The following is a 22,635-nucleotide window of genomic DNA, read 5'->3' as shown; positions in this document are numbered from 1 at the left end:
CAGGGAGGAGACGGGTCAAGCCAGACTCGGTTCGATATCCTTGCAGGCCTGGATCAGGCCCTTCACCGACTCCACCGACTTCTTGAACATCGCCTTCTCGTCATCGTTGGTCGTGAACTCGATGATCTTCTCGACGCCGCCGGCGCCCAGCAGGGCGGGCACGCCGACGTAGAGGTCCGACAGGCCGTACTCGCCCGACAGCCAGACGGCGCAGGGCAGGACGCGCTTCTCGTCCTTCAGATAGGAGCGGGCCATGGCGACAGCGCTCTCGGCCGGGGCGTAGAAAGCCGAGCCCGTCTTCAGCAAGGCCACGATCTCGCCGCCGCCCTTGCGCGTGCGATCGACGATGGCGTCCAGCTCCTCTTGCGTCATGAAGCCGGCCTTGACCGCGTCAGGCAGGGGCAGGCCGCCGACGGTGGAGTGGCGCACCATCGGCACCATGTCGTCGCCGTGGCCACCCAGCGTCCAGGCGTGGATGTCCTGCACCGAGACGCCAGTCTTCTCGGCCAGGAAATAGGCGAAGCGGGCCGAGTCCAGCACGCCGGCCATGCCGACGACCTTCTCCTTGGGCAGGCCCGAGAACTTCTGCAGGGCCCAGACCATGGCATCCAGCGGGTTGGTGATGCAGATGACGAAGGCGTTGGGCGCATGCGCCTTGATGCCCTCGCCGACGGCCTTCATGACCTTCAGATTGATGCCGATCAGGTCGTCGCGGCTCATGCCCGGCTTCCTCGGCACGCCGGCGGTGACGATGCAGACGTCGGCGCCCGCGATGTCGGCATAGTCGTTGGCGCCCTTCAAAGCCACGTCGGCGCCGAAGACGGCCGAGGCCTCGGCGATGTCCAGCGCCTTGCCCTGGGGCGTGCCCTCGGCGATGTCGAACAGGATGACGTCGCCCAGGGCTTCGCGCGCCACGACATGGGCCAGGGTGCCGCCGATCATTCCGGCGCCGATAAGGGCGATCTTGGCTCTGGCCATGGAGGTCTCCTTCTTGTTGGCCTACCGCGCTGAGCGCTGCTTGAGGCCGGGGCTTGCTGCGGTGCGATGTCAGAAATCGTCGGGCGGCGGTCTAGACCCCATGAGGCAAGGTCGCAAGCGGGCGAGGCGGGGCTTTACCGACGGGCCGGGTCTTGCGAGCCTCTGGCCCGAACACGAAGGAGCAAGCCGATGCGTGCCGTCCTCGCCGCCGCCCTGTTGTCGACCATCGCCGTCCCGGCCCTGGCCCAGACGCCGCCGGCAACCATCGGCCAGCAATACGTCCCGGCCCCGTGGTGGATGCGCGATCCGGTCATCGCCTCCATTGGCTATGTCCGGGTTGAGCTTCAGGCCAACCGCGCCCAGTTCTCGGCCAGTTTCCAGACCGTGGACCGCAGTGTCGCCGAGGCTTCCAGGAAGGCCGCCGACCAGATCCGCGCGCTCAGCCAGACGCTGGCGGCCTATGGCGTCGAGAACGTGCGGGTCGAGACGACCCTGTCGACCCAGCCCCTGTATGACCAGTACCGCGACGAGAACGGAATCCTGCGCGACAACACCCGGGCCGACCGGATCGAACGCTATCAAGCCCAGGCGACCATTCAGGTCCAGGTCCGCGACGTGTCCGTGCTGGAGCGGGTCTATGCGACGGTGGTGGCGTCCCAGCCGGCGTCGATCGGCCAGGTCTATTTCCAGCTGGAACCGGACAACGTCGCCAAGACCAATCTGGCCAATGAGGCCGTCCGCGATGCGGCGCGTCGGGCCCGGGCGGCGGCCGAGAACGCTGGCGCGGCCCTGGGCTCCGTCCGCGTGATCGATCCGACGGGGCGGGCATGCCAGACCGACGTCCTGGCGGGGTGGCCGTCGTATGGCGGGGGCGGGGGACAGGCGACGACGGTTGATGCCGAGGTGGTCGTGACGGGCAGTCGCATGAGGGCGATGGCTCCGCCCCCGCCGCCCCCACCCCCTCCGCCCGCGCCGGGCCAGGCCCCGTCCGAAGCCCAGATCGAGGCGGCGCGGCTGGCGCTGCAGCCGCCGCTGCAGGTCCTGACCGACCAGGCGTGCGTGGTCTACGGGCTCCAGTGACGATCTATGAGTTCCAGCCCGATGCCGCCTTCGAGGCCGGATCGGTCGTCGCCGCCGAATGGCCCCTGTGCCATGTCCGTCTCCAGGACGACGCCCGGTTTCCCTGGTTGATCCTTATGCCCCGGATCGAGGGGGCGACGGAGGTCGAGCACCTGACGGCGGCCGACCGTGTGGCCCTGGTGGAAGAGATCGTGCGGGCGGGGGCCTTGGTGCGCGCGCTGGGCCAGGCGGCCGGCCGGCCGGTCGACAAGCTGAATGTCGCCGCGCTGGGCAACGTCACGGCGCAGCTGCACGTCCACATCGTGGGGCGGCGGCGAGACGATCCCCTTTGGCCGGACCCGGTCTGGGGCCGGGGCGGGGGCGAGCGGTACGAGGCAGCGGCCCTGCGCGACGCGCTCGCGCGGGTCGCGCAGGACTGAGCGGCGGAGACGGTTAGCGGGTCAGGCGAACGGCCCGGATCTGGCCATCCTCGAACCAGGTTCCCTGCCAGAGATCACCCGCCGGCGTCAGTTCAAGCTGGGCGTCGCCCAGTGTCAGGACCAGCCGTCCCTCACCCTGGCTGGCCGCCTCGATCGGGGCTGTGCCGCCGGTGCCGCCGGTCCTGCGAAACGCCCCTTCGAGCGGTCGATCGGGGCTCCGGTCACTGAGCGAGAGTTGCAGGATCAGCCGCCCCTCGGCGTCGCGCAGCGTCCACAGACCGTCCAGCGGTCCCATCCGGGCGTCCATCGCGGCTTCGGCGTTGTCGACGCCCCGGTCGTAGGCGTTGTCGGCCGTCGATGGCGCGTGCTCGTAGCTGCGGCTGTAGTTCTCGACCGCGACCGGCGCGACGATCGGAGGTCGGCGTGGATCGCCCCCGCCGTCGCCCTCGGCCGTCACCCGGCCGAAGCTGGAGGGCGGCTCGAACGGTCGAACGGGCGGAGGCGCATAGACCTCCCGGGTGTAGGGAACCGCGCCGGCCTGTTGGACCGGCGAAACCGCGAGCAAAATCAGGGCGAACAGGCTCATGTCGCGAGACTGTCGTCCCGCGCGGCGCGCGACTAGAGCAAACAGGCGACACGCGAAAATGTGATCGGTTCCCCACGCGGCCCGACGAACTCGTGCGCTGCGGCCGTTTGCGCCGGCCGGTTTCGTTGACACCCCCCTGCGACCGTCCCTAAAGCCTGTCGCGCATCAGCCAACGCTTGATCTTCCAGGGTTTTTGAGAACCATTCGCATGTCGAACGCCTCCCCCGGCGCGCCGCTCGATTCATCGAACGACCCGACCGGAGACCAGACCGGCCGCTTTGTCATCCAGCCCAACGGTCGTCCGCGCCCCCTGTCGCCGCACCTCCAGGTCTGGCGATGGCACGTCACCATGCTGGCCTCGATTCTGACGCGGATCACGGGCTCGGCCCTGTATGGCGCGACGGCGCTGATCGTTCTGTGGCTGGGCGCCCTGGCCTTCGGACCCGAGGCCTATGCGACCTTCGTGGGTCTGGCAGGGTCGCCGATCGGCCTGATCGTGTGGTTCGGTCTGACCGTGTGCCTGATGTACCATCTCGCCGCCGGGGTCCGGCACCTGATCTGGGACGCGGGCGCAGGCCTGTCGCCCAAGGCGGCCGACACGGCTTCGCACCTGTCGATCTGGTTCGGCGTGATCGCCTCGGTGGTCTTCTGGGCCGTGCTGTTCGCCAGCGGAAAGGTGACGCTGTGAGCCAGGTTCGCAAGGCCTTCCGAAAGGGCGTCAAGGTCTCCGAGCGCCACGGGGCGGGCGAATGGACGGCCGAGCGGCTGTCGTCGCTCCTTCTCGTGCCTCTGACCGTCTGGGCCTTGTGGGCGGCGTTCCAGATCGCCGGCGGCGGCTATGAGGGCGCGCTCGACTGGTTCTCGAACCGGGTCAACGCCTCGATCCTCGCCGTCACCCTGCTTGCGACCCTGTGGCACATGAACATGGGCCTGAAAGTGATCGTGGAGGACTATATCCACACCGACGGGGCCAAGGGTCTGCTGCTGGGCCTCAACACCCTGTTCTGCCTGGCGCTGGCCGCCGGCAGCGTCTTCTTCATCGTGCGGCTGGCGCTGGGTTCGGCGCCGCTGCCGGCCGGATTTGGATTCTGATGGCTTCCTCCTACCCGTTCGTCGATCACGCCTATGACGTCGTCGTGGTGGGCGCCGGCGGTTCCGGCCTGCGCGCCGCGCTCGGGGCCGCCCAGCAGGGACTGAAGGTCGCCTGCGTCACCAAGGTCTTTCCGACCCGGTCCCACACCGTGGCGGCCCAGGGCGGCATCTCCGCCTCGCTCGGCAACATGGGCGAAGACGATTGGCGCTGGCACATGTACGACACCGTCAAAGGGTCAGACTGGCTGGGCGACCAGGACGCCATCGAATATCTGGTCCGCGAGGCCCCCAAGGCCGTCTATGAGCTCGAGCACTGGGGCGTGCCCTTCAGCCGGACGGAAGACGGCAAGATCTATCAGCGCGCCTTCGGCGGCATGACCAAGAACTATGGCGAAGGGCCGGTGCAGCGCACCTGCGCGGCGGCCGACCGCACCGGCCACGCCATCCTGCACACCCTCTATGGCCAGTCGGTGCGCCGCGAGGTCGAGTTCTTCATCGAGTATTTCGCGCTCGACCTGATCATGCAGGCCCAGTCTGATGGAAGCAGCGCCTGCACCGGCGTCACGGCCTGGAAGCTGGACGACGGGACGCTGCACCGATTCCGCGCCAAGCTGGTGATCCTGGCCACCGGCGGATACGGCCGCGCCTATTTCAGCGCCACCTCCGCCCACACCTGCACCGGCGACGGCAACGCCATGGTGCTGCGCGCCGGCCTGCCGCTGCAGGACATGGAGTTCGTCCAGTTCCACCCGACCGGCATCTATGGCGCGGGCTGCCTGATCACCGAGGGCGCGCGGGGCGAGGGCGGCTATCTGACCAACTCCGAGGGCGAGCGGTTCATGGAACGCTATGCGCCGTCCGCCAAGGATCTGGCCAGCCGCGACGTCGTCAGCCGCTCCATGACCATGGAGATCCGCGAAGGGCGCGGCGTGGGTCCGAACAAGGACCACATCAACCTGCACCTGGATCACCTGGATCCCGCCGTGCTGCACGAGCGGCTGCCGGGCATCTCCGAGAGTGCCAAGATCTTCGCCGGCGTCGATGTGACCAAGGAGCCGATCCCGGTCATTCCGACCGTCCACTACAACATGGGCGGCATCCCCACGAACTATCACGGCGAGGTGCTGACCCTGCGCGACGGCAACCCCGACAGCGTCGTGCCCGGGCTGATGGCCGTGGGCGAGGCGGCCTGCGTGTCGGTGCACGGCGCCAATCGCCTGGGCTCCAACTCCCTGACCGACCTTGTGGTGTTCGGCCGCGCGGCGGGCCTGCGGGCGGGAGAGGTGGTGGACAAGGCCTCGGCCGTGCCGGACGCGCCGGCTTCGGCGACGGACGCCCATCTGGCCCGACTGGACCGCTTCCGGAACGCCTCGGGATCGACGCCCACGGCCGAGCTGCGCCGCGAGATGCAGCGGGCCATGCAGTCCGATGCGGCGGTGTTCCGCACCGGCGGCTCGCTGGACGAGGGCGTGGCCAAGCTGCGCGCCATCCACGCGCGGGGCGCCGACATCCAGACCACCGATCGCGGCATGATCTGGAACACCGACCTGGTCGAGACGCTCGAATACGACAACCTGATCGACCAGGCCCTGGTCACGATCGAGAGCGCGGCGAACCGCAAGGAAAGCCGGGGCGCCCACGCCCGCGAGGATTTCCCCGACCGCGACGACGCGACCTGGATGAAACATAGTCTGGCCTGGAAGCGCCCCGGTCAGGACGTCCAGATCGACTACCGCCCGGTGCACGAATACACGATGTCTTCGGACATCGAATACATCAAACCCAAGGCGCGGGTTTACTGAGGAACCGATGGTCCAGCTCACCCTCCCCCGTGGCTCCAGGCCGACCAAGGGCAAGGTCCACAAGGCCCCGAAGGGCGCCAGGAACGTCAAGACCTACCGGGTCTACCGCTATGACCCCGAGGTCTCGGCCGACCCGCGCTGGGACGAATACCAGGTCTCGGCCGACGACCACGGCCCGATGCTGCTGGACGCCCTGATCCACATCAAGTCGACGATCGACCCGACCCTGACCTTTCGCCGCTCGTGCCGCGAGGGCATCTGCGGCTCCTGCTCGATGAATATCGACGGGAGGAACACCCTGGCCTGCACCAAGGGCTGGGAGGAGTGCTCGGGCTCTACGATCGCGATCGCCCCCCTGCCGCATCAGCCGGTGGTCAAGGACCTGGTGACGGACCTGACGCTGTTCTACGCCCAGTACGACTCGATCAAGCCCTACCTCCAGTCCGACGACGCGGACCCGGAGAAGGAACGCCGCCAGAGCCCGGCCGACCGCGAGAAGCTGGACGGCCTCTACGAGTGCATCCTGTGCGCCTGCTGTTCGACGTCCTGCCCCAGCTACTGGTGGAACCAGACGGAGTATCTGGGCCCGGCGGCCCTGCTGCAGTCCTATCGCTGGATCGCCGACAGCCGCGACGACAAGACCCAGGACCGTCTCGACGACCTGGAAGACCCGTTCAAGCTTTACCGCTGCCACACCATCATGAACTGCGCCCAGGTGTGTCCGAAGGGGCTGAACCCCGCCAAGGCCATCGCCGAGACCAAGAAGCTGATGGTGGCGCCGGGGCGCCGGAAGCAGGCCGCCTGATCAGACGGCGAGCTTCAGGCCGCAATGGTCGGCGAAATGGCGGAAGTCGCCATCGCGCGTGATCAACGGGATGTTGGCGTCGATGCAGCACTGAGCGATCAGGGAGTCCGCCAGTCGTGCCTTGAGGCCGCGCAAGAGCAGCGATCGTCGCAAGGCACCCGCTGCGCTCCAGAAATCGTCGCGAATGGGAAGCATCCCCGCCTTATCCACGACGCCTCGCAGGCTAAGCTCGGCACGAGGCGATGACAGCAGTTCGGTCACGACCGGCGGGGGCAGCCTGAGGGTTTCGGCACGAAACGCCGCCTCGACCAGCCGCGCGTCGGGTGTGTTTTGCCGCGTCAGAAAGTTGATCACGCTGCTCGTATCGGCCGCGATCAAACCACGTTTCCGACCGCGTCGAACTCCCGGTCTTCGCGAAGGGCGTCCAGGTCGAAGTCGCTGAAATCGACCCTGCCCTGGAGATCGAGCATCTGCCGCGACCATTCCGAAACGGCATAGCGTTCGAGCGCGCGCCGAAGAGTTTCGGTCACGCCTTCTCCGGACAGCGATTGTGCCCGTTCCATGAGATCGACTGGAACAAAGGCTGTGATCTTGCGCAAGTCGCCCATGCGCAACAATGTGCCATACTTTTCTTACGGCGACAAATTGCGGTCTTGCCTCTACAGGCGGGCTTTGCGATGACCCCGCCATGGCCAAGATCACCTACATCGAGCACGACGGGCGCGAGCATGCCGTTGAGGTCAAGCCCGGCCTGTCGGTGATGGAGGGCGCGATCCGCAACAATGTGCCCGGCATCGACGCGGATTGCGGCGGCGCCTGCGCCTGCGCCACCTGTCACGTCTATGTCGACGAGGCCTGGCGCGAGAAGACCGGCAAGGCATCGGCCATGGAAGAGTCTATGCTGGACTTCGCCGAGGAGGTCGAGCCGAACTCGCGCCTGTCGTGCCAGATCCGGGTATCCGACGCCCTGGACGGGCTGATCGTCCGCCTGCCGCAAAGTCAACACTGAGGCGTCGGCCCTGACGGAACTGGACGCCCGACGCGACCTGGGTCACACCGGCGGGGCGAGGGGGCGACAACCGCCTGAGTCTCGCGCGCGTTGAGTGTCCGTGTTCAAATCCCAGCCATCCGATCGTCGCGTCACCCCCCGCAGCCCCGCCAACGCGCGCGGGGTCGTCCTCGCGCCCGGTATCGAGCTGTCCTGCGTGATCGCCGATACTTCCGACGGGGGCTTGAGGCTCAGGCTGGACCGGGCGATCGCCTTGCCGCCTCGCGTCACGGTCGTCGATGTGGCGGCCGGGTTGGCGATCGAGGCGGAGACCGCGTGGCGTCAGGGTGCCGAGACGGGCCTGAAGCGCAAAGGCGGAGCGTCCCTGCGGGGACTCGTGCCGTCACGCCTGCTGGCCGCCCGCGAGGCCTGGCTGCGCGCGGGCGGGCGCTGAGCCTCTGTCGGCGGCCGTCGCGCAATCCGACTTCACAGGCCCGATCAAGCCCTTAAGGTGCCGTCGTCCGAGACAAGGAAGATGCCGCCCATGATCCGCTCCGCCGCGCTCGCCGCGCTTCTCATGACCTCCAGCCTCACGAGCGCCGCCCTGGCCCAGACCGTTCCTTCCGCCCCCACCGACGTCGCCTTCGCCACCACGGACGCCAGCGATCCCTACCTGTGGCTGGAAGAGGTCGAAGGCGAACGCGCCCTGGCCTGGGTCGAGGAGCAGAATACCCGGTCTCTGGGCGTGCTTCAGGGCGATCCCCGCTACGCTGGCCTGCACGACTCGGCCCTGGCGATCCTGGAGGCCCGCGACCGCATCCCCGGTCCGTCCTTCACCCATGCCGGCATGATCGACAACTTCTGGCAGGACGGGACGAACATCCGTGGCGTCTGGCGGCGCACGACGCTCGACAGCTACCGCACCGACGCGCCCGAGTGGGAGACGATCCTGGACATCGACTCCCTGGCGCGGGCCGAGGGCAAGAACTGGGTCTATCGCGGCTCCAACTGCCTGCCGCCCGACGAACGCCTGTGCTTGATCTCGCTGTCGGACGGCGGCAAGGACGCGATCACGGTGCGCGAGTTCGACAGCGTCGCCCGCACCTTCGTGGACGGCGGGTTCGAGCTGCCGGAATCCAAGGGCGGCGTGACCTGGGTCGACCAGGACACCCTGCTGATCGCCCGCGACTTCGGCGAAGGCTCGCTGACCACTTCGGGCTATCCGATGATCGTCAAGCGGCTGCGGCGCGGCCAGACGATCGACCAGGCCGAGACGATCTTCACCGGCCAGCCCACCGACGTCTCGGTCGGGGCGTCTGCCCTGCGGGACGCGGACGGTGTGGTCCAGGCGGTCCTGATCAATCGCGGCGTGAACTTCTATGAGAGCGAAACCCACGTCCTGAATCCGGACGGGACGACCACCCAGCTGCGGTTGCCGGCGAAATCCGACATCAATGCCCTGGTCCAGGGCCAGCTGGTGGTCTCGCTGAAGGAGGACTGGACCGCCCCGTCAGGGCAGGCGTTCAAGACCGGCGACGTCATCGCCTGGACCCTGTCGGACTGGCTGGCCGATCCGACCGCCCGGGCCCAGCTGGTCATCCGGCCGGGCGAACGCGAGGCGATCGAGGGCATCAACGCCACCCGCAACAGCCTGGTGGTCGCCCTGTTCGAGAACGTGCGCGGCAATGTCTACGTCTATCGCCCCAACCCCTCGGGCGAATGGGCGCGCACACGCCTGGACCTTCCCGAGAACGTCACCGTGGGCGTGGGCTCGGCGTCGGAGCAGGACGATCGGGTCTTCGTCTCCGCGGCCGGCTATCTGACGCCGTCCACTCTCTATCTGGCGGACGCCGCCACCGGCGACCTGGCTCAGGTCAAGTCATTGCCGCCCAAGTTCGACGCCGAGGGGCTGGAGGTCCAGCAGTTCGAGGCGCGCTCGGCCGACGGCACCATGATCCCCTATTTCGTCGTCCACCGCGCCGATGCGCCCATGGACGGCTCCAATCCGACTATGCTGTACGGCTATGGCGGGTTCGAGGTGTCCCAGTTGCCGGGCTATTCGGCACCCATGGGCAAGCTGTGGCTGGAGCGGGGCGGCACCTATGTGGTCGCCAACACCCGGGGCGGCGGCGAGTTCGGGCCCCGCTGGCACGAGGCGGCGCTGCAGGAAAACCGCCAGCGCGCGCACGAGGACTTCCAGGCCGTGGCCGCCGACCTGATCGCGCGCGGCATCACCTCCCAGCGGCGCCTCGGCATCATGGGTGGCTCGCAGGGCGGACTGTTCATGGGGGCGATGCTGACCCAGCGCCCCGACCTGATCAACGCGGCCATCATCCAGGTGCCCCTGTTCGACATGCTTCGCTTCCACCGGCTGCTGGCCGGGGCCAGCTGGATCGCGGAATACGGCAACCCGGACATCCCCGAGGAACGCGCCTGGATCCAGGCCTATTCGCCCTATCAGAACCTGCGGGCGGACCAGCCCTATCCCGAGGTCTTCATCCACACCTCGACAAAGGACGACCGCGTCCATCCCGGGCACGCCCGTAAGGCCGCCGCCCGGATGCAGGAGCTGGGCTATCCGGTCCTGTTCTACGAGAACACCGACGGCGGCCACGGAGCGGCGGCGAACCTGCGCGAGACGGCCCGGCGGCTGGCGCTCGAATACACCTACCTGACCCGCAGGCTGATGGACTGAGTGGAGTTGAGACCCATGCGTATCGCGACGATGGCGGCCCTGGCCGCGCTCATGGCCTCTCCGGCCCTGTCTCAGACCTTGCCCCACCTGCCGAGCGACCTGTCTCCAGCGGGGGTACGGGCGGCGGACGACCATCTGGCCCTGGAAGAGGTCGAAGGCACCGAGGCCATGGCCTTCGTGCGGGCGTCGAACGAGCGGGCGCTGGCGGCCTTGACCGGCGATCCGCGCTACGAGACGTTCCGGTCGCAGGCCGAGGCGATCCTGACCGCCACGGACCGCATTCCGGCTCCGTCCTTCCTGGCCGATGGCATCGGCAACTTCTGGCAGGACGCGACCAATCCCAAGGGCCTGTGGCGGCGCACGACGCTGGACGGCTATCGCGGCGCCGATACGACCTGGGAGACCCTGATCGACGTCGACGCCCTGGCCCGCGCCGAGGGCCGTGACTGGGTCTGGAAGGGGGCCAACTGCCTGGCCCCCGACGACACCCGCTGTCTGATCAGCCTGTCCGACGGCGGCAAGGACGCGGTCGTCGTGCGCGAGTTCGACACCGTCACCCGGACCTTCGTGGACGGTGGCTTCGTCCTGCCCGAGGGCAAGCACCGCATCAGCTGGCTGGACCGCGACACCCTGCTGATCGCCACCGATTTCGGCGAGGAGGGCGGGCGATCCACCCTGACCGAGTCGGGCTATCCCTACATCGTCAAGACGCTGTCGCGCGGCCAGACCCTGGCCCAGGCCACAGAGGTCTATCGCGGCGATCTGGGCGACGGCGGCTACGGCGTCAGCCCCTCGGTCTATCGGGACAAGGATGGCAACGTCGAGGCGGTGCTGTTCCGTCGTCCGCTGGACACCTTCCGCGCCGAGACCTGGCGCTGGGTCGATGGCCGGGCGGTCAAGCTGAATCTGCCCGAGCGGGTCGGCATCAACGGCACCATCGGTCGCCAGCTGGTCTTCTCGCTGGATCAGGACTGGACGGCGGCCGGCGCGACCTGGCCCTCGGGCGCGCTGATGATCGCGACGCTGGATGCGCTGTCGCAACCTGAACTCACCCGGACCAACGGTGATCCCGCCGTGATCTTCGCGCCGGGCGAGCGCCAGTCGATCGACACCGTCCGGGTCATGGCCGACGCCATTCTGGCGGTGGTGTCCGACAATGTGGTCGGCACCCTGAAACGCTTCGACAGCGTGCCGACGGACCGCGGCCACGCCTCGTGGACGGCCACGGACCTGGCCGTTCCCGCCAACAGCGCCGTCGGACTGGGCGACAGCTCCAAGTCGCGCGGCGAGGTGTTCGTCTCGACCCAGGGCTTCCTGACGCCGCCGACGCTGAACCTGGCGAACGTGGCCGCAGGGGTCATGACCGAACTGAAGACCACGGGTGCCAAGTTCGATGCCTCCACCCATGTGGTCGAGCAGTTCGAGGCGGTGTCCAGCGACGGCACGCGCATTCCCTATTTCGTCACCCGCCCGCGCGAGCTGACGGGTCCGGCCCCGACCATCCTGTTCGGCTACGGCGGCTTCCAGGTCAGCTTCCCGCCCGCCTACAAGCCCGAGATGGGCAAGCTGTGGTTGGAGAACGGCGGCGTCTTCGTCCAGGCCAACATCCGAGGCGGTGGCGAGTTCGGACCGGCCTGGCACCAGGCGGCGTTGCGCGAGAACCGCCAGCGGTCGTTCGACGATTTCGCGGCCGTCGGCCAGGACCTGATCGCGCGCGGCATCACCTCGCCCCGGCATCTGGGCATCTATGGCCGGTCGAACGGTGGGGTCCTGACCAGCGTGTCGATCACCCAGCGGCCCGAGCTGTTCAACGCCGCAGTGATAGAGAGCCCCCTGATCGACATGCTGCGCTATCAGGATCTGCCGGCCGGCGCGTCCTGGATCGGAGAATATGGCGATCCCCGCATTCCGGGCGACGCCGCCTTCATCGCCGACTACTCGGCCTATCAGCGGCTGAGCCCCGAGGCGGAGTATCCGCGCGTCTACATCACCACCAACACGCGCGATGATCGGGTGCATCCGGGCCATGCCCGGAAGTTCGCGGCGCGCCTTGGCGATCAGGGCCACGACCACCTCTACTACGAGGAGACGGCCGGCGGTCACTCCAACGACGCCGACCCGGTGGCGAACGCCCGGCGATGGGCCCGGCATTACGTCTACCTGGCCCAGCAGTTGATGGACTAACGCTTCACGGACTTATGAGCAGCGCTCGCGCCTTGGCCGGTCTAGATATCGCCGCCATGCGGACGCGGGAATGGATCATCGGAGGAGGCGCGGCGCTGGCGCTGGCGGGGGCGGTCGGATCGGCCGCCCAGCCGTCTGTGTCGCGTTCGGAGGGTCGCGACGCGCCCACCGAACCGGTCGTGGTCGAGTTGTTCACCGCCCAGGGATGCGCGGGCTGTCCGGAGGCCAATCAAGCGGTCGAGGCCCTGGCGGACGAACCCGGCGTCATCGCGCTGACCTATGCCGTCGACTACTGGGATTATCTGGGCTGGGAAGACACCTTCGCCCGGCCCGAGTTCGAGGCACGGCAGCGCGCCTATCAGTCGGCCATGCGCCTGCGGAACGTCTACACGCCCCAGGTGGTGATCGACGGCCGCCGACAGGTCTCGGGGGCCGAGGCCCCGGCCATGGAGGCCGCGGTCCACGAAGAGGCCGAGCGTCGGGTCTTTCCCCCCGAGGTGGAGTTCCGCGACACGGGCGATGCGGTGGGCATCGGTTCGGGTCGACCGCCGGCGGGCGGCGCCGAAGTCTGGGCCGTGACCTTCATGCCGGGGGCGCAGACGGTCACGGTGGCCGACGGCGACAATCGCGGCCGGGCCGTGCGGCACGTCAACGTCGTGCGACGGCTGACCCGCCTGGGGGAATGGACAGGCCAGCCGGTGCTGCTCGACCTGCCGGACGATCCGCAGCCGGGTGATCGGGTCGCCGTCCTGGTCCAGGCCAGCGCGGATCGCCGCATCCTGAACGCCGCCGTGCGCTGAGCCCCCGCCCCTGGGTCCGCTTGCTGGCACGATCATCTTCGGTCACTGTTCCCGCCCGATCGATCGCCGTTGTGGAGGGTCGCCGCCCAGGATGGCGGAGGGGTGGGGCAAGGTTTGGATGGCGATGCGCTCGGAACGGTCTGGCTGTGCGCGGCGGGCGACCGCGGCGACGGCCTTGCTTCTGGCCGCTCTCAGCGTCGCCGCCGCCCCTGCCGGTCGACAGGCCCGGTCGGCATCGCCTCCGGACGCGGACGCCGAGGCCCGGGCCATCACCCAGATCGTCACGGCCGCGGAGGTCGCCGCCTGGGCGCGCGCGCATCGGGACGTTCAGGCCATGCTGGTCGCGGCGCGGATGATGGACGATGTCCGCACGCGCCAGGAAAGCGGCGACGCGCCGTTTCTGACCGCGTCGACCTTGCTGGATGAGGCCGAGGCCATGGCCGGGGACGACCCGGCGATCCGGGCCGAGATCCTGCGGCTTCGAACCCAGGACAAGGGGGTCCGCGCCTCGGCCTTCGGGGCCGGTCCGATCGTTCTGGTCCGACGGGTGCAAGCGCGCCAGACCTTCGGCTTCGAGATCGAGGTCAGGCGCGACGAGGTCTTGCGGGTGGCGGCGATCGGCGACGGCGACACCAACATCGACCTGGTGCTGAGGGACCGGTCCGGCACGATCGTGTGCTTGGACAGCTCCCAGGATCATTACCCCGTCTGCACCGTCGCCCGCCCCCAGGGCGGGGCCCTGCGGGTCGAGGTGGTCAACCACGGCGGGGTGTGGTCGCGGGTGCAGATCCTCACAAATTAGCGCGCTACCGCTCGCGACGCGGTCGCTCGCTGCTTGAGCGCGAAGGGGTTGCCGCGACGGGCAGGCGGAGTGCCCGCTGCTCCTCGTCGGTATCCGACGTCAGCGCGGCTGGGTGACACGGATTTCGAACAGCTTGGGCCAGTTCTTGCCTGTGACGAACAGCCGCCGGGTCGCGGGGTCCCAGGCGATGCCGTTCAGGACCTCGTCATTTGGATCGGCGACCTCGCCCGCGGCCAGCAGGCCCGACAGGTCGATCACCGACAGGATATTGCCGGTCGCCGGATCGATGCGCAGGATGGCGTCCGTCTGCCAGACATTGGCCCATACCTCGCCGTCGATGAACTCCAGCTCGTTCAGGCGACCGACCGGGCGGCCCTGCCAGTTGACGGTGACCCCGCCAGTCTCGGCGAAGGTCGTCGGATCCAGGAACCTGAGCCGCGCGGTGCCGTCCGACAGGATCAGCCGCGTCCCGTCGTGGGTCAGACCCCAGCCCTCTCCGGCGTAGTCGAAGCTGCCCTCGGGCTCCAGTGTGTCCGGATCCCACACGAAACCTCGCCCGTTCTGCCAGGTCAGGCTGATCAGCCGATCGCCGATCAGGGTCAGGCCTTCGCCGAAGAAGGCGGTGTCCAGCTCCCGCTTCATCAGCACTGCGCCGTCCTCCAGCCGGACGCGGCGGACGGTCGAGGGATAGCGGCCGGTGCTTTCCAGCAACTCGCCGTTGCGGAACACCAGGCCCTGGGTGAAGGCGGTCGGGTCGTGGGGATAGGTGGCGACGATCTCATAGCCCTGGCGGGGCGGCCGGGCGATCGGCGCTGCTTGTTGAGCGGCCGCAGGGGCGGTTTGCGGCGTCTGGCCGTGGGCCCAGGCCGCTGGCGCGAGGGCCGCGCCAACCGCCAGTCCGGCCGCGAGGCCGGCGAGACGCCGCGACCGCATCACCGCGCCGTGTCGGTCGCGGCCTCGGCCTCGGCCGCGCGCGCCCGCGCCTCGGCCGCGTCCGCCGCCTGGCGCGCGGCCTTGGCCTTGTCCTGTTTGGACTGGGAGGACCGGCTGAGCATGTTCAGCGCCTCGACCCCGGCCGAGAAGGCCATGGCCGCGTAGATGTAGCCCTTGGGCACATGATAGCCGAAGCCGTCGGCGATCAGCACCATGCCGATCATCAGGAGGAAGCCCAGGGCCAGCATGACCACGCCGGGGTTCTTGGCGATGAAGTTGGCCAGGGGGTCGGCGGCCAGCAGCATCACGGTGACCGCCGCCAGGACCGCCACGACCATGATCGGCAGATGCTCGGTCATGCCTACGGCCGTCAGGATCGAGTCGATCGAGAACACCAGATCCAGGATGATGATCTGAACGATGGCCGAACCCGCGTTCATGATGGCCGTGTCCTTCTTGTCGAGGACGTCGTGCGACGGGGTGGGGTCCACGGTGTGGTGGATTTCCTTGGTCGCCTTCCAGACCAGGAACAGGCCGCCCGCGATCAGGATCAGGTCCTTCCACGAGAAGGTGTTGCCCATGACCGTGAAGACCGGCTCAACCAGACCGACCAGCCAGGCGATGATCGACAGCAGCGCCAGACGCATGACGAGCGCGAGGGCGATGCCGATGCGACGGACCCGTTGGCGCTGATGCTCGGGCAGCTTGTTCGACAGGATCGAGATGAAGATCAGGTTGTCGATGCCCAGCACGACCTCGAGCACCACCAGGGTGACGAGCGCCGCCCAGGCGGCGGGATCGGAGAGCAGGGGGACGATGCTGTCGAGCATGGGAAATCCGGAAACGGGAGGGGCACTCCTCTAGGCCACGGCGCGCGCCCACGATCAACCCCGCTGCATGCGCCGTCCTGCCTCGGTTGCGGGGGCGAAAGATGAGTGCTATCAGGCGCCCGGCTTAGCGAGGGGCGTTTCACACGAGACGGCCCCCTCCGTGCTTTCCTTAAGCATTACAAGCCTTTGACCGGCGCGAAGCTCGCGACCGGTCGTTTGGCGAAACCGCATATCGGACGGACGGGTCTTGGCTGACGATTTCAGAACGACGGAAGTCGGCGGGCGCTATGCCCAGGCGCTGTTCGACCTGGCGCTGGAAACCGGCCACCTGGACGCCGTGCGGGCCGATCTGGCGTCCCTGCGCGCTGCCTGGATCGAGAGCGCGGACCTGCGCCGTCTGGCCACCTCTCCGGTCATGGCCGCCGAGGACCAGCAGCGGGGCCTGGTCGCCATCGCCGACAAGGCCCGGTTCGAGACCACCACCCGCAACTTCCTCGGCCTGCTGGGCCAGAACGGCCGCGCGCGCGACCTGCCCGCCGTGATCGCCGGCTTCGAGGCCCTGTATTCGGCCCACACCGGTGTCGTCGCTGCCGAGGTCGTCTCGGCCGTGCCGCTGTCGACGGCCCAGACCACCCATATCCGCTCGGCCCTGTCCAAGGCGCTGGGCAAGGCCCCGGAAATGACCGCCCGTGTCGATCCGTCGATCCTGGGCGGGCTCAAGGTCAAGGTCGGCTCGACGCTGTTCGACGCCTCGCTGAAGACCAAGCTCGACCAGATGAAGTTCGCTCTCAAACGGGCCTGACGTAAACTGCAATCCGCCTCTGGCGGGAAACGCCAACACTGCTGATCGGCTCTGCCGACAGCGCCGAGACAGCCGCCGACGCTGACAGCGCCGAACGACAAGACAGAGAGACAGACATGGACATCCGCGCCGCCGAGATTTCGGCCATCCTCAAGTCCCAGATCGCCAACTTCGGCGTCGAGGCGGACGTCTCCGACGTCGGCCAGGTCCTGTCGGTCGGCGACGGCATCGCTCGCATCCACGGTCTGGACAACGTCCAGGCCGGCGAGATGATCGAATTTCCCAAGGCCGGGGTGAAGGGCATGGCCCTGAACCTGGAGCGCGACAACGTGGGGGCCGTGATCTTCGGCGCCGACGCCCAGATCGCCGAGGGCGACGAAGTCCGTCGTCTGGGCGAGATCGTGGACGTGCCAGTCGGCAAGGGTCTGCTGGGTCGCGTCGTCAACCCGCTGGGCGAGCCGATCGACGGCAAGGGCCCGATCCAGTTCACCGAGCGCCGCCGCGTGGACGTGAAGGCGCCGGGCATCATTCCCCGCAAGTCGGTGCACGAGCCGATGCAGACCGGCCTGAAGGCCATCGACACCCTGATCCCCGTCGGCCGCGGCCAGCGCGAGCTCATCATCGGTGACCGTCAGGTCGGCAAGACGGCCGTCGCCGTCGACACCATCCTGAACCAGAAGTCGGTCAACGCCGCAGGCGCGGCCGAGAGCGACAAGCTTTACTGCATCTATGTCGCCATCGGGCAGAAGCGTTCGACCGTGGCCCAGATCGTCAAGACGCTCGAGGAGCGCGGCGCGCTGGAATACACCATCGTGGTTGCCGCCACGGCGTCGGAGCCGGCCCCGCTGCAGTTCCTGGCCCCGTTCTCGGGCACGGCCATGGGCGAGTATTTCCGCGACAACGGCATGCACGCCCTGATCGTCTATGACGACCTGTCCAAACAGGCCGTGGCCTATCGCCAGATGTCGCTGTTGCTGCGCCGTCCGCCGGGCCGCGAGGCCTATCCGGGTGACGTCTTCTATCTGCACAGCCGCCTGCTGGAGCGTTCGGCCAAGCTGAACGAGGAAAACGGCTCGGGCTCGATGACCGCCCTGCCGCTGATCGAGACCCAGGCCAACGACGTCTCGGCCTATATCCCCACCAATGTGATCTCGATCACCGACGGCCAGATCTTCCTGGAATCCGACCTGTTCTACCAGGGCATCCGCCCGGCCGTGAACGTCGGCATCTCGGTGTCGCGCGTGGGCTCCTCGGCCCAGATCAAGGCGATGAAACAGGTCGCCGGTTCGATCAAGGGCGAGCTGGCCCAGTACCGGGAAATGGCCGCCTTCGCCAAGTTCGGCTCGGACCTGGACGTCTCGACCCAGCGCCTGCTGGCCCGCGGCGCTCGTCTCACCGAACTGCTGAAACAGCCCCAGTACTCGCCACTGACGGTCGAAGAGCAGGTGGTGTCCATCTATGCCGGCACGCGCGGCTATCTGGACAACGTCGCCGTCGGCGACATCCAGCGCTTCGAGACCGAGCTGCTGGCCCGGATGCACTCGGCGCACCAGTCGATTCTGGACGCCATCAAGTCGACCAAGGCCCTGTCCAAGGAGCTGGAAGCCGAGCTGAAGGCCGCGATCGAAGCCTTCGCCAAGACCTTCGCCTGAGCCTGACGGAAAGCTGAGAGAGTAGCGCCCGATGGCCAGCCTCAAGGAAATGCGCAATCGGATCGGAAGCGTGAAGTCCACGCAGAAGATCACGAAAGCCCTGAACATGGTCGCCGCGGCCAAGCTGAAGCGCGCCCAGGATCAGGCCGAGAGCGCGCGTCCCTATGCCCGCAAGATGGCCGCCGTGATCGCCAATCTGGCGGCGGGCATGTCGGGCGACGACGCGCCCAGGCTGCTGGCCGGAACGGGCTCGGACAAGAAGCACCTCGTCGTCGTGGCGACCGGCGACAAGGGTCTGGCGGGCGGCTTCAACACCAACGTCATCCGGGCCGCGCGCGAGCGGATCAACAGCCTGATCGCCGACGGCAAGGACGTGCGGATCATCGCCGTGGGCCGTAAGGTCCGCGACGGCCTGACGCGCCTGTACGGCAACAGGATCATCCGCACCTTCGAGCTCTCGGAGCACAAGGTGATCGGCATGAACACCGCCGAGCCGATCGCCGAGCTGGTGGCCCAGGAGTTCGAGGCCGGCAACGCCGACGTCGTGACCCTGTTCTACAGCCGGTTTCAGTCGGTCATCTCGCAGGTGCCGACGCCCAAGCAGCTGGTTCCCGCCGAAGTCGACGCCGACGCCCCGCCGATCGACCTGAACGGCGCGGTCTATGAGTACGAGCCTTCCGAGGAAGAGATCCTAGAGACGCTCCTGCCGCGCAACATCAAGACCCAGATCCTGGCCGTCCTGCTCGAGAACCAGGCCAGCTTCTTCGGGGCCCAGATGGGCGCCATGGACAACGCCACGCGCAACGCGGGCGATCTCATCAACTCGCTGACGCTGCAGTACAACCGCAAGCGCCAGGCCCAGATCACCACCGAACTGATCGAGATCATCGCCGGCGCGGAAGCGCTCTGATCCTCCGATCCTGACAGACACACGATAAACGGACCGCACCCGATGACCGACACCGTCGCCCCCAAGAAGCCCGCTGCGCGCAAGCCCGCCGCCCCCAAGGCCCCCAAGACGGGAGCCGTCTCCGGCAACGCCGTGGTCACGGCGGGCACCGGCGTGGGCAAGATCGCCCAGGTCATCGGCGCCGTCGTGGACGTGGAGTTCACCGGCCAGCTGCCCGCCATCCTGAACGCGCTGGAAACCCGGAACGTCGACCAGAAGACGGGCGAGCCGTTCCGTCTGGTTCTGGAAGTCGCCCAGCACCTGGGTGAGAACATGGTCCGCACCATCGCCATGGACACGACCGAGGGCCTGACCCGCGGCCAGCCCGTCACCGACACCGGCACCTCGATCCTGACCCCGGTCGGACCGGCGGTCCTGGGCCGCATCATGAACGTCGTCGGCGATCCGATCGACGAGGCGGGCCCGATCCAGACGACCGAGCGTCGTCCGATCCATCGCGACGCCCCGACCTTCGAGGAGCAGTCCACCAGCTCCGAGATCCTGGTCACCGGCATCAAGGTCATCGACCTGATCTGCCCCTTCACCAAGGGCGGCAAGGTCGGCCTGTTCGGCGGCGCCGGCGTCGGCAAGACCGTGACCATGCAGGAACTGATCAACAACATCGCCAAGGCCTACGGCGGCTATTCCGTCCTGGCCGGCGTGGGCGAGCGGACCCGTGAGGGCAACGACCTGTACCACGAGATGATCGAGTCCAACGTCAACGTGGACCCGGCCAAGAACGGCGGTTCGACCGAGGGGTCCAAATGCGCCCTCGTCTACGGCCAGATGAACGAGCCCCCCGGGGCCCGCGCCCGCGTCGCCCTGACGGGCCTGGCCCAGGCCGAGTATTTCCGCGACGAGGAGGGCAAGGACGTCCTCTTGTTCGTCGACAACATCTTCCGCTTCACCCAGGCCGGCTCGGAAGTGTCGGCGCTGCTGGGCCGCATCCCCTCGGCGGTGGGCTATCAGCCGACGCTGGCGACCGAGATGGGCAACCTGCAGGAGCGGATCACCTCGACCAAGAAGGGGTCGATCACCTCGGTCCAGGCCATCTACGTCCCCGCCGACGACCTGACCGACCCGGCGCCCGCCGCCTCCTTCGCCCACCTGGACGCGACGACCGTGCTGAGCCGCGACATCGCCGCCCAGGCCATCTTCCCGGCCGTGGACCCGCTGGACTCGACCTCGCGGATCATGGACCCGCTGGTCATCGGCGAGGAGCACTACCTGGTCGCCCGTTCGGTCCAGGAAGTCCTGCAGCAGTACAAGGCCCTGAAGGACATCATCGCCATCCTGGGCATGGACGAGCTGTCGGAAGAGGACAAGCTGGTCGTCAGCCGCGCCCGCAAGATCCAGCGCTTCCTGTCGCAGCCCTTCTTCGTGGCCGAGCAGTTCACCAACGCGCCCGGCAAGTTCGTCGAACTGGCCGACACGATCCGCAGCTTCAAGGGCATCGTCGCCGGCGAATACGACCACCTGCCGGAAGCCGCCTTCTACATGGTCGGCACCATCGAGGAGGCCGTCGAGAAGGCCGAGAAGATGGCGGCCGAAGTCTGATGGCCGCAAAGCTCAGCTTTTCCCTGGTCGCGCCGGAACGCGAGGTCTTCTCGGGCCTCGTGGACCAGGTCGACGCACCGGGCGTCGAGGGCGACTTCGGCGTCCTGGCGGCGCATGCGCCTTTCATGACGGCGCTGCGCGAAGGCACGGTCACGGTCATCGACGGCTCCAGCCGCCGGGTCTTTTCGGTCAAGGGGGGCTTCGCCGACGTGACGCCGGCCGGACTGACCATCCTGGCCGAGGAAGCCGCCGAGGTCTCGGTCCAGTAATGAGGGGACCTGACGGTCCCCGTCGGTCCTGACATGACCGCGCTCCTCTACGTTCTGGCAGCCGGCGCGGAAATCGCCGGCTGTTTCGCGTTCTGGGCCTGGCTGAGGCTGGACCGGTCGCCGCTGTGGGCCATTCCCGGCGCGGCGTCGCTGGTCCTGTTCGCCTGGCTGCTGACGCGGGTCGAGGCCGACGCGGCGGGGCGAGCCTATGCGGCCTATGGCGGGGTCTATATCGCCGCCTCCCTGCTGTGGCTGTGGCTGGTCGAGCACCGCGCGCCGGATCGCTGGGACCTCCTCGGCGCGGGCCTGTGCCTGATCGGGGCGGCGGTCATCCTGTTCGGGCCCCGGGGGGTCTGAGACGCCGGCTTGAAGCCCGGGCTCCCGCGTCCTAGATAGCCGCCTGCAAGACGAGGCCACGTCCTCGCCCCCGGTTCGCCGGGGCCAAGCCCGGGACGGCCCGGCCTTTCGCAAGGAGGGCCGAGCGTGGCCTGGGTTTATCTGATCATCGCCGGACTGCTGGAAGTGGTCTGGGCGTTCTCCATGAAGCAATCCGCCGGGTTCACGAAGCTGGTCCCCAGCCTGATCACGCTCGGCACCATGGGCGTCAGCTTCGCCCTGCTGTCCCTGGCCATGAAGAGCCTGCCACTGGGCACGGCCTACACCGTCTGGACCGGCATCGGGGCTGTCGGGGCTTTCATCGTCGGGGTGATCTGGCTGAATGAGGGCGTGCATCCCATGCGGGTCGCGGCTGCGGGCTTGATCGTGGCTGGTCTGGTTTTGATGCGGCTCGCGCCCAGTACTTAGGGCGCTACCGCTCGCGACGCGGTCGCTCGCTGCTTGAGCGCGGGCTTAGGCCGCGAACCGGCTGAACGCCGCGACGACCTGTTCATAGGCGTCGCGCTTGAAGGGCACGATCAGGTCGGGCGCTTCGGCCAGTCGGCCCCAGCGCCAGGCGTCGAACTCGATCTCGGCCCCATGCTCAAGAAGGGCGCGGTCCAGCGCGATCTCGGCGTCGTCGCCGGTGAAGCGGAAGGCGAACCAGGCCTGTTTCTGGCCGTCCCAGGGCTTTCGGCCGTCGCGGACATGCTGGGCCTTCAGAGCCTCGGGGAAGTCGTAGACGATCCAGCCGTCTGTTTGCCCGAGCAGAGTGGCGGAGGTGACGCCGGTCTCCTCCTCCAGCTCGCGCCGGGCGGCGGCTTCGAGGTCCTCGCCCTTGTCGACGCCGCCTTGCGGGAACTGCCAGGCGTGTCCCTCGCTCATGCCCGCGCGGCGGCCGTACCAGACCAGGCCCTGGGCGTTGAACAGGACGACGCCGACGTTGGGGCGGTGGTGGGGGTGGTCGGTCATCCAAGCATTAGGCAGTAGGCAGTAGGCAGTAGGAAGCAAGGAAAATGGTGGGTCGCGTCGCGTCG

General features: G+C 68.1%; 26 protein-coding genes. 19 read left to right on the top strand and 7 right to left on the bottom strand.

Going from position 1 to position 22,635, the window contains the following annotated elements; genetic code table 11:
* Positions 1-15 precede the first annotated feature (15 nt).
* On the bottom strand, positions 16-978 hold the full coding sequence (gene mdh / locus ABN401_RS07375; RefSeq protein WP_349684193.1) for a malate dehydrogenase: 963 nt from the start codon (positions 976-978) through the stop codon (positions 16-18).
* A 189-nt stretch (positions 979-1,167) separates the two neighbouring features.
* Here mdh and ABN401_RS07370 point away from each other — a divergent pair, with 189 nt between their 5' ends.
* Positions 1,168-2,058 carry an SIMPL domain-containing protein gene (locus tag ABN401_RS07370; protein ID WP_349684192.1) on the top strand — a complete coding sequence of 297 codons (891 nt, stop codon included), beginning with the start codon at positions 1,168-1,170 and terminating at the stop codon, positions 2,056-2,058.
* Positions 2,059-2,060: 2 nt separating this feature from the next.
* A complete protein-coding gene (locus tag ABN401_RS07365; RefSeq protein ID WP_349684348.1) occupies positions 2,061-2,477 on the top strand; it encodes an HIT domain-containing protein in 417 nt (138 codons plus the stop codon).
* Between the two features lie 13 nt (positions 2,478-2,490).
* On the opposite strand, the gene ABN401_RS07360 is transcribed toward ABN401_RS07365, so the two are convergent.
* Positions 2,491-3,063 (bottom strand): hypothetical protein, encoded by a 573-nt coding sequence (locus ABN401_RS07360; protein WP_349684191.1) that lies wholly within the window; start codon positions 3,061-3,063, stop codon positions 2,491-2,493.
* 208 nt (positions 3,064-3,271) lie between these two features.
* Here ABN401_RS07360 and sdhC point away from each other — a divergent pair, with 208 nt between their 5' ends.
* From sdhC to ABN401_RS07340, 4 genes are read left to right on the top strand one after another with little or no spacing between them, the layout of a single operon-like run.
* Positions 3,272-3,751 carry a succinate dehydrogenase, cytochrome b556 subunit gene (gene sdhC, locus ABN401_RS07355; protein WP_349684190.1) on the top strand — a complete coding sequence of 160 codons (480 nt, stop codon included), beginning with the start codon at positions 3,272-3,274 and terminating at the stop codon, positions 3,749-3,751.
* Positions 3,748-4,155 (top strand): succinate dehydrogenase, hydrophobic membrane anchor protein, encoded by a 408-nt coding sequence (gene sdhD / locus ABN401_RS07350; RefSeq protein WP_349684189.1) that lies wholly within the window; start codon positions 3,748-3,750, stop codon positions 4,153-4,155. The genes sdhC and sdhD overlap by 4 nt, the downstream gene beginning before the upstream one ends.
* A complete protein-coding gene (gene sdhA / locus ABN401_RS07345; RefSeq protein WP_349684188.1) occupies positions 4,155-5,957 on the top strand; it encodes a succinate dehydrogenase flavoprotein subunit in 1,803 nt (600 codons plus the stop codon). The genes sdhD and sdhA overlap by 1 nt, the downstream gene beginning before the upstream one ends.
* A 7-nt stretch (positions 5,958-5,964) precedes the next feature.
* Positions 5,965-6,762: a succinate dehydrogenase iron-sulfur subunit gene (locus tag ABN401_RS07340; RefSeq protein WP_349684187.1), complete on the top strand. Its 798-nt coding sequence runs from the start codon at positions 5,965-5,967 to the stop codon at positions 6,760-6,762.
* Here ABN401_RS07340 and ABN401_RS07335 read toward each other — a convergent pair whose 3' ends face one another.
* Together ABN401_RS07335 and ABN401_RS07330 are read right to left on the bottom strand one after the other, a co-directional pair.
* Positions 6,763-7,140 carry a PIN domain-containing protein gene (locus ABN401_RS07335; protein ID WP_349684186.1) on the bottom strand — a complete coding sequence of 126 codons (378 nt, stop codon included), beginning with the start codon at positions 7,138-7,140 and terminating at the stop codon, positions 6,763-6,765.
* Positions 7,137-7,376: a hypothetical protein gene (locus ABN401_RS07330; protein ID WP_349684185.1), complete on the bottom strand. Its 240-nt coding sequence runs from the start codon at positions 7,374-7,376 to the stop codon at positions 7,137-7,139. Before ABN401_RS07330 ends, ABN401_RS07335 begins: the two co-directional genes overlap by 4 nt.
* 74 nt (positions 7,377-7,450) lie before the next feature.
* On the opposite strand from ABN401_RS07330, the gene ABN401_RS07325 reads away from it, so the two are divergent.
* The 6 genes from ABN401_RS07325 (at position 7,451) to ABN401_RS07300 (ending at position 14,231) form a co-directional block, all read left to right on the top strand.
* Positions 7,451-7,771, top strand: a complete 321-nt coding sequence (locus ABN401_RS07325; protein WP_349684184.1) for a 2Fe-2S iron-sulfur cluster-binding protein — start codon at positions 7,451-7,453, stop codon at positions 7,769-7,771.
* 100 nt (positions 7,772-7,871) lie between these two features.
* Positions 7,872-8,204, top strand: coding sequence for a PilZ domain-containing protein (locus tag ABN401_RS07320; protein WP_349684183.1), 333 nt, complete (start codon positions 7,872-7,874; stop codon positions 8,202-8,204).
* A gap of 90 nt (positions 8,205-8,294) precedes the next feature.
* Positions 8,295-10,445 carry a prolyl oligopeptidase family serine peptidase gene (locus ABN401_RS07315; protein WP_349684182.1) on the top strand — a complete coding sequence of 717 codons (2,151 nt, stop codon included), beginning with the start codon at positions 8,295-8,297 and terminating at the stop codon, positions 10,443-10,445.
* Between the two features lie 15 nt (positions 10,446-10,460).
* Positions 10,461-12,629, top strand: a complete 2,169-nt coding sequence (locus tag ABN401_RS07310; protein WP_349684181.1) for a prolyl oligopeptidase family serine peptidase — start codon at positions 10,461-10,463, stop codon at positions 12,627-12,629.
* Positions 12,630-12,661: 32 nt separating this feature from the next.
* Entirely contained in the window at positions 12,662-13,429 is a 768-nt protein-coding gene (locus ABN401_RS07305) for a DUF1223 domain-containing protein (protein WP_349684180.1), read from the top strand.
* 175 nt (positions 13,430-13,604) lie between these two features.
* Entirely contained in the window at positions 13,605-14,231 is a 627-nt protein-coding gene (locus ABN401_RS07300; RefSeq protein WP_349684179.1) for a hypothetical protein, read from the top strand.
* 99 nt (positions 14,232-14,330) lie between these two features.
* On the opposite strand, the gene ABN401_RS07295 is transcribed toward ABN401_RS07300, so the two are convergent.
* The gene (locus ABN401_RS07295) at positions 14,331-15,164 is read right to left on the bottom strand and encodes a glutaminyl-peptide cyclotransferase (protein ID WP_349684178.1); all 834 of its coding nucleotides are present in this window, start codon (positions 15,162-15,164) and stop codon (positions 14,331-14,333) included.
* Entirely contained in the window at positions 15,164-15,994 is an 831-nt protein-coding gene (locus ABN401_RS07290; RefSeq protein WP_349684177.1) for a TerC family protein, read from the bottom strand. The genes ABN401_RS07295 and ABN401_RS07290 overlap by 1 nt, the downstream gene beginning before the upstream one ends.
* A 247-nt stretch (positions 15,995-16,241) precedes the next feature.
* Between ABN401_RS07290 and ABN401_RS07285 the strand changes: the two genes are divergently transcribed.
* The 7 genes from ABN401_RS07285 to ABN401_RS07255 all read left to right on the top strand — a co-directional run bounded on the left by ABN401_RS07285 (position 16,242) and on the right by ABN401_RS07255 (position 22,027).
* Positions 16,242-16,796: a F0F1 ATP synthase subunit delta gene (locus ABN401_RS07285; protein ID WP_349684176.1), complete on the top strand. Its 555-nt coding sequence runs from the start codon at positions 16,242-16,244 to the stop codon at positions 16,794-16,796.
* A gap of 116 nt (positions 16,797-16,912) precedes the next feature.
* Complete coding sequence (gene atpA, locus ABN401_RS07280; protein WP_349684175.1) at positions 16,913-18,448, top strand: F0F1 ATP synthase subunit alpha; 1,536 nt, start codon at positions 16,913-16,915, stop codon at positions 18,446-18,448.
* Between the two features lie 31 nt (positions 18,449-18,479).
* On the top strand, positions 18,480-19,358 hold the full coding sequence (locus ABN401_RS07275) for a F0F1 ATP synthase subunit gamma (RefSeq protein ID WP_349684174.1): 879 nt from the start codon (positions 18,480-18,482) through the stop codon (positions 19,356-19,358).
* 42 nt (positions 19,359-19,400) lie between these two features.
* Complete coding sequence (atpD, locus tag ABN401_RS07270) at positions 19,401-20,954, top strand: F0F1 ATP synthase subunit beta (protein ID WP_349684173.1); 1,554 nt, start codon at positions 19,401-19,403, stop codon at positions 20,952-20,954.
* Positions 20,954-21,223: an ATP synthase F1 subunit epsilon gene (locus ABN401_RS07265; RefSeq protein WP_349684172.1), complete on the top strand. Its 270-nt coding sequence runs from the start codon at positions 20,954-20,956 to the stop codon at positions 21,221-21,223. The genes atpD and ABN401_RS07265 overlap by 1 nt, the downstream gene beginning before the upstream one ends.
* 33 nt (positions 21,224-21,256) lie before the next feature.
* Entirely contained in the window at positions 21,257-21,580 is a 324-nt protein-coding gene (locus ABN401_RS07260; RefSeq protein WP_349684171.1) for a YnfA family protein, read from the top strand.
* A 126-nt stretch (positions 21,581-21,706) separates the two neighbouring features.
* On the top strand, positions 21,707-22,027 hold the full coding sequence (locus ABN401_RS07255) for a DMT family transporter (protein ID WP_349684170.1): 321 nt from the start codon (positions 21,707-21,709) through the stop codon (positions 22,025-22,027).
* A 45-nt stretch (positions 22,028-22,072) separates the two neighbouring features.
* On the opposite strand, the gene ABN401_RS07250 is transcribed toward ABN401_RS07255, so the two are convergent.
* A complete protein-coding gene (locus ABN401_RS07250) occupies positions 22,073-22,570 on the bottom strand; it encodes an RNA pyrophosphohydrolase (RefSeq protein WP_349684169.1) in 498 nt (165 codons plus the stop codon).
* Between the last annotated feature and the right edge of the window lie 65 nt (positions 22,571-22,635).

This window comes from Brevundimonas aurifodinae (assembly GCF_040195595.1).
GTDB classification, from domain to species: Bacteria; Pseudomonadota; Alphaproteobacteria; order Caulobacterales; family Caulobacteraceae; genus Brevundimonas; species Brevundimonas aurifodinae.
Note: the sequence above shows the minus strand (reverse complement) of the source record. Positions and strands in the feature narration are given on the sequence as shown.